Here is a 6,415-nt window from a genome sequence, read left to right on the forward strand (position 1 = left end):
GGGTTGAAAATACCCCTTAGCCCCATTTAGCGTCGCTAAAGGCACTTCACTGACTTTAAGGTCGGTTTGCTGGTTTAAATAATCTTTGAACGCGTTATATAAGCTTGTCACATTCTGATGATCGGCCAAATTTTCTTTGACAAAGTCTTTAGCACTTAACACTGGTTCACCGCTAGTTTGTGCCACATCAAAGACGGGTAGATAGCGATAACCGACAATGGCGCGCTCATCGGTGGTATCAAGATGCTTCTGCTCGGCTGGTGTTAGCTTCTTAATGATCGGAGCCGCAATCCGAATCGCTTTTGCGCCCCGGTTGACGGTGCGGTTAAAAGCCTTCTGCCATTGCTTAAAACCGGCGACTTGAGTGGCTTGAGGATTTTGCGCATAAATTAAATCAATGTTTCTGGCGCTATAACGATGAAATTTAGCCAGGGTATTGAGATACTTTTTAAATTGGTCACTATCAGTTAATTTTAGGATTTGCTGTTCAGCCTGGGCGACTAATTGTGCTTTCCAAGCCTTAACATCTGCTTTATTTGGCATAAGTTACCCCTCCTCATCTTCAAAAATATCATTCAGTATGGGAGCCACTTTTGTTTGAATTGAGGTCGTGCCATAAAGGGCAACGTAGCCATCGGCTAATTTTTGCCAAGCCACTTGATAGTAAGCTCCATTTCCAGTAATTTCTTTTAAATACTTGTAGGCTCCCTTAGTCTGCAAAACCGGTAATTCACTCCCAATGACTGTTAATTCGTTATCCATTTCATGATCTCCTTTGCTTTGTTAATCTCACCCGTTGTTCAGGTTTACTTTTGGGATTGTAAAAGTGAACCTAAATGACGGGTTAACCAACCGGAACGTAGTGTAGGGCGGTAGGCAGGTTCTAATCAAAATCAAAACTTAATTTATGGCCGTCAAGCTTTAACTTGGCAGCAAACGACTTTCCTTTTTTGCTCTTGAAACCCTTTAATTTGCTGGTTTCTCCCTTGGTGACCAACGCTTTAATGGCGGTCTTCCCGAGGGTCTTACTGCTCCATTTCTTGGGCAGGGTAAAGTCTTCGCCTTGCTTAGGCTTTACAATATAAAACTTCTGTTTATTTAAAACGGTCGCTTGCGGTGTTTCTAAGAAGACCTCGGCGGACTTTTGTGCTTGCTGTTGGTGATTGATTTGTTGCTTAATGGCTGAATTGCCGGTTAATTGTGTGGGGACATCAGCAATTAACTTCGCCACAAACTTCTTAATCTGGCTCAAAAAGTTATCTGGGGTGCGTTCTTCGGTACTGATTTGCTGTAATGCTTGCTCCCATTTAGCCGTCATTTCTGGGCTAGTTAGCAAGGGTTCGAGTTCAACCGCTTTACATAAAGTAATTCCGGCTTCACTGACGTGTAGCTTGTTCTTTTCAGTGACGAGATAGCCGCGTTTCTTTAACACTTCCAGCACATTGGCCCGGGTTGCACTTGTCCCAATGCCTTGCACATCTTTAAGAACCGCTTGGGCTTCTTCATCATCAAGCGTTTTGCCGGCGGTCTTCATGGCCGTAATCAGGGTACCTTCGGTAAAGGGTACCGGTGGTGTCGTTTCTTTTTGCGGTGTTTGCAGATTTGCTTGGACTTGATCGCCTTGGTGAACGAGCGGTAAAGTTGCTGCTGCTTGCTGGTCGGCTGTGTGATCATCAAATAATGCTTGCCAACCTTGCTTCGTTGGGACCTTACCCGTTGCTTTAAAATTGGCGCCACCAACTTGGGTGATAATGGTGGTTTCCTCGTACTCATACGGATCAGCAAACATCGCTAACGTCGTTCTTAAAACCAAGTCATAGACCTGTTGCTGTAATTTAGGTAAGGCCGCTAATTGATTTTTCGTCGGCACAACTTTAGTCATGATAATAGCGTAGTGTTCTTCAACCTTTTTCCCATTGACGTAACGTTTATTCGGGGTGGTATTGGTTAAAGCGACTTGCTTAGAGACTAACCCCAGATACTTCGTCAGATTAGCCACTAAATACTCAAATTCTTCATCAGTGATATAAGCACAATCGGTTCGGGGATAGCTAAGGAACTTGGCTTCGTACAAACTCTGAATGGCCGCTAAGGTTTGGCTGGCACTGGCATGATACCGTTTATTCATCGCACTTTGCAGACTGGATAGCGAGAATAGTTGGGGACTAGCACGCTTTTTACCTTGTTTTTGGACGTTCTTGATTAAACCGTCCTGTGAGCCTTTCTGAACGTGTTTAGCTTGCATGAATGTCATTAGCCCTACTTCGTCTTTAAACCGCTGATAGGGGTCTAATTTCGCGGCAAATTTTTGCTGATTGGCTAAAATTTCCGCATTTAGTTCAAAATAGGGTTCCGGCTTAAAGTTTTTGATTGCCTGGTCTCTTCGATAAACCATATACAAGGTTGGCGTCTGCACGCGACCAATTGAGTACACCCCGCGCACCCCTTTTTGTCTTAACAACAAAGTATATAAAGGACTGCCATTCATACCAATTAACCAGTCACTAATTTGACGGGTTTGGGCTTCTTTATAAGCCAAATAGTCTTTGTGCCAATCACCAAGATTTTTAAAGCCGGTAATAATCGCGTCTTTTTCTAGGCTATTCAACCAAAGGCGCTTAATCGTTTTCGACTTAACATCAATATGCGCTTGGTTCATGATCGACCACGCGATATTTGACCCTTCTCGACCACTATCGGTGGCCACAATAATGGTATCGGCTTTCGTTAACAGGTCTTTAACGACCTTGAATTGGACTTTTTTACTAGCTGACACTTCAAACTTGTATTTATCGGGGAAAATCGGTAAATTAGATAAGGCCCATTGCTGGTATTTCTGATCATATTTATCCGGTGTGGCTAGTTCAACTAAATGTCCGAGACCATACGTGACAAGCGTATTATCGGGCAAAACAGGGTCACTAACCGTATAGTAACCCTGTTTTTTTGTGCTCTTTTGAAAGGCTTGGACGTATGAACGGGCTTGACTGGGTTTTTCAGCTAAGATAACAGTGGTCATGTTCGTTCACTCCTTATGATTCAATTTTTGATCTAATTCTGTTTTGCCTTGTTCAGCCGCTTTTAACCAGGTTTAACGGTGCATTTTTTATTCCGATTACAAGTGCATGCCCCCATCTTCATGCCGATTTCGAGTTTGGTGTTGCCGTTGCTTTTTCGCCATTTCCCACTCAGTCTCTTTTAAACCTTGCGCCTGTCTTTGTCGTTGGTAATCTTCATCACGAGCATATAGAACAGTCATGATCGCGTCACTAAAGGCCGTCTTTAAGTAGTAGTTTGGACTAACTGGCTTATAATTTAACGGTTGATAATGTGCCAGCTGGGATTTTCGATATTGATCGTCCTTAGCTTGTTGCTCTTTTAACTGTTTTTTGATTTTCTCAATCTGACTGTTCTTAATCGTTGGATCGACTTTACATTCACCCAAAAAGAGTTGTTTAGTGCCGTCATGCTTTAAAACCCGTTGTAAGTGATGATTCTCTAACTGATCTAAGCTAAGCTGTCCCGATAAATAAGCTAACCCTAATTGATGTTCTTGGGTACTGAAAACCCTCGGTGGGTTTTCTTGCCATTGTGCCATTGTTTCGACTTTTAATGGCTTTAAAGTTGGATCATAGTACATCACGGCTGTATAGGCCTGTTCTTGTCTAACTAGTGAAAGATCATCTAAATCACCATTAGGAAAGGCTCTTTTCAATACTTCATGGTATTGCGTTTGAATGACTTGCTTAACTGCTATGATTGTCCGTAGGTCTTTGACTGCTCTCGTAATCGTTTGCTGTTCTGCTGGTGAATACTTTTCTAGTAGTCCTTTATCGACGTGTTCTAGGCTTTCTAAGCTATCAGAGTGGATCATTAGCGTATATTTCAGATCAATTTTGGCCTCTTTTTCTTGTTGCATTAATAACTTAAAACCAACGTATGGCCGCTTGGTAAAGGTCAATAATTGCTGGGTCAATAAATCATCACGAATATTCATTAAACGTTCGTTTAATTCACTGCCTTTGAAAACTGTTTGCTCGCTTTCGGTTTCCTTAATTAATTCTCGTCTTTCAGCTTGCGTGGTCTGTTCAAAATTAAGCTCTGGATAAAGTTTTTTCGTGGTACGATCGACCACTTTGTTTAAGAGTTCATCTGCCTTTTTTAATGAGCTTTCTTGTTGGTTAATTGTCAATAATTGTTTAGTCACATCTTCACCAACTGCATGTTTAATTAAGGTGCTATTTTTCCAATTAAATAGCATGCGCCGCTTATCATCTAAACTTTCCAAACTAATATAAGTTTTCAGTTCGTGGCTTAACTCTTTGACCACTTTTTTCTCGTTAAACGAGAAGTGTTTACTTAGGCTATCTAAGTGACCTCGATTAATTACTTTTTCTTGATTGTTTTTATAATTCGCTTTGGTCTTACGATATTTCTTAACTTGTTGGTTAAATTCTTTCCTTTTACTCCGCTTACTATTGATTCCCTCATGTTGAGTTGGAACTTCATCTATTCCTTGATTTTCAAAAGATTTTTCACTGATCCGATCCGGAATATTTTTTTGCTCTAAAACCTGATTGACACTAACTGCCCAATTATGACGCCATTCAATTATTTTTTCTTTCTTATCCCAATCGACCATCAGTATCTTTCTACTCTTAGGGTACTTGCTAGTTCCGGTATACATTTTATTGCCATTCTCATCTAAAATATATTGCTTTTTACTCTTGATTCCCCATGTTCCGTCTGGGTTAAATGGTCGGTTAGTTAACATCACATGTGCGTGCGGATTATCTTGGTGGTCGCGATGAATCGCTACATCAGCTACCATGCCTTGATCAACAAAATTTTCTTGCACGTATTTTGTCAATAATTCTTTCTGTTCATCTTCGCTTAGTTCAACTGGCAAAGCCACGTTAAACTCTTTCGCATACCGAGAATTTGCTCGCCGATCTTTTCTTTCTACTTCGTTCCATAATTTTTCTCGATCACTGGCCCATGCTGGTGCATTTTTAGGAGTTAAAATAAAACTCTCTGGTATGACTGACCGAGCATAGAAATAGTGGCGACCTTCTTGATCATCAAATAGCTTTTCACCACTTCGATAAGCGGCACTGGCAATCGCACTTCGTCCTTTCCCAGCACTAATATTACTAAAACTCATGTGGAATATTGCCATGTCAGTCACCGTCTTCCTTTGATTCTATGGGTTTTGACCTTGTTGTCGCCATCGGCGACTTCTAATACAGGATTTTGGCACGATTTACCCCACAATAATTTAGTGGGGTGTAAGTGCGCATTGACCTCGGTCTGCTGATTCTCCTGAATTTACTTTTAGTGTATGCCTTCCGCTTCGCTATTTCAAATTTTATACTTTGACTTAACGTTTCCTATATGATATAGTTTCGGTGATTATTTCTAATATGATTGGAGGGATCGTTATGTCTCAAAGTAACTTAGAAAAACAAGAAGCTAAATTAAAAGCCCTTAATCAAAAAATTAAGGACGAAAAAAATAAGATTGAACAACGGCTAGGTAAACAAATCATCAGTCAAACCAATTTAGATTATGCTAATTTGTCTAACGATCAGATTAAGCTTTTAGCCAAGCAATTTTCTGAATTTTTAAAGGTAAAGTCCGTAGATCATTAGCCATACGAGATGGGGAAATTCCATGTCTAATCAATATGAAAAACTAGTCGAGCAGCAAGCGCGTTTAAAACAAAAAATTGAGCGGGAAGATTTTAAATTACGGCAATCCAAATACTATGAAAATCGGCAAGCCCGCAAAGCCCGTTCTCGCCGATTAATTCAAAAAGGGGCTTTGTTAGAAAAGTACTTTCAAGCTAATAACCTCTCGGTCGAACAAACCGAAGAACTTTTAAAAACATTCGCTGACTATGTCAACGCCCATAAACCGGATAAATTAAAAAACGATCAACCCAATAACTAGGCCGATCGTTTTTATTTTCAGGATTGTTTTTTGGCTTAATTTTTGGATTGTGTTTAGCAAAGTCTTTTAACTGTTTTTGAATTCTTTGTGTAAGCTCTGCTTTACTTTCTTTGTGCTTCCTTTTACTTGATCGCTGTTGAATTATCTTTTGACCCTTACCTCTTCTTTTTGATTTCAGGTCAAGCGTAAAATCTGAAATTTTATTTTGATCTAGCTTACTTAAATGACCGATTTCTTTAAAGTTTAAACCGGCTTTGGGAAAGCGATAAATATTACCAAGATCGACCCAGGAAGGTTTCTTCAACCCAGCGGATTGCCAATCTTGAATCGGATAATATTGTTGCTTGATATAAGCCGACTTCTTTTCATACTGACTAGTAATTTTAAAAGCCTCGACCGTCTGTTCTGATACCCGACGAATTAAAACTGGCCGAGACTTGCCACCGTTAGTTTCTACAAAACT

At 40.3% G+C, this 6,415-nt stretch carries 7 protein-coding genes; 2 read left to right on the forward strand and 5 right to left on the reverse strand.

The genetic code is table 11. From position 1 onward, the window contains the following. The 4 genes from V8I28_RS12985 to mobQ all read right to left on the reverse strand — a co-directional run. Positions 1 to 543, reverse strand: a 543-nt coding sequence (locus tag V8I28_RS12985) for an ArdC-like ssDNA-binding domain-containing protein (RefSeq protein ID WP_341780464.1), incomplete at its 3' end; no start/stop codon positions are given. Positions 544 to 546: 3 nt separating this feature from the next. Next, positions 547 to 762, reverse strand: a complete 216-nt coding sequence (locus V8I28_RS12990) for a hypothetical protein (RefSeq protein ID WP_105316372.1) — start codon at positions 760 to 762, stop codon at positions 547 to 549. A gap of 121 nt (positions 763 to 883) precedes the next feature. Next, positions 884 to 3,019: a DNA topoisomerase III gene (gene topB, locus V8I28_RS12995; RefSeq protein ID WP_341780465.1), complete on the reverse strand. Its 2,136-nt coding sequence runs from the start codon at positions 3,017 to 3,019 to the stop codon at positions 884 to 886. Between the two features lie 96 nt (positions 3,020 to 3,115). Continuing rightward, a complete protein-coding gene (mobQ, locus tag V8I28_RS13000; protein WP_341780466.1) occupies positions 3,116 to 5,179 on the reverse strand; it encodes a MobQ family relaxase in 2,064 nt (687 codons plus the stop codon). Between the two features lie 244 nt (positions 5,180 to 5,423). On the opposite strand from mobQ, the gene V8I28_RS13005 reads away from it, so the two are divergent. Further along, complete coding sequence (locus V8I28_RS13005) at positions 5,424 to 5,651, forward strand: hypothetical protein (RefSeq protein WP_187344019.1); 228 nt, start codon at positions 5,424 to 5,426, stop codon at positions 5,649 to 5,651. 22 nt (positions 5,652 to 5,673) lie between these two features. Continuing rightward, positions 5,674 to 5,952, forward strand: a complete 279-nt coding sequence (locus V8I28_RS13010) for a hypothetical protein (protein ID WP_003646133.1) — start codon at positions 5,674 to 5,676, stop codon at positions 5,950 to 5,952. Here the strand turns inward: V8I28_RS13010 and V8I28_RS13015 are convergent. Further along, a partial coding sequence (locus tag V8I28_RS13015) for a hypothetical protein (protein WP_341780468.1) occupies positions 5,903 to 6,415 on the reverse strand: 513 nt, incomplete at its 5' end. The genes V8I28_RS13010 and V8I28_RS13015 overlap by 50 nt on opposite strands.

It is taken from the genome of Levilactobacillus sp. HBUAS70063, from assembly GCF_038374745.1.
Classification (GTDB): domain Bacteria; phylum Bacillota; class Bacilli; order Lactobacillales; family Lactobacillaceae; genus Levilactobacillus.

Excerpts from the sequence above, each read along its gene's own strand:
- V8I28_RS12990 (WP_105316372.1), bottom strand. The coding sequence starts at position 762 with ATGGATAACGAATTAACAGTCATTGGGAGTGAATTACCGGTTTTGCAG.
- topB (WP_341780465.1), bottom strand. The coding sequence starts at position 3,019 with ATGACCACTGTTATCTTAGCTGAAAAACCCAGTCAAGCCCGTTCATAC.
- V8I28_RS13005 (WP_187344019.1), top strand. The coding sequence starts at position 5,424 with ATGATTGGAGGGATCGTTATGTCTCAAAGTAACTTAGAAAAACAAGAA.
- mobQ (WP_341780466.1), bottom strand. The coding sequence starts at position 5,179 with ATGGCAATATTCCACATGAGTTTTAGTAATATTAGTGCTGGGAAAGGA.
- V8I28_RS13010 (WP_003646133.1), top strand. The coding sequence starts at position 5,674 with ATGTCTAATCAATATGAAAAACTAGTCGAGCAGCAAGCGCGTTTAAAA.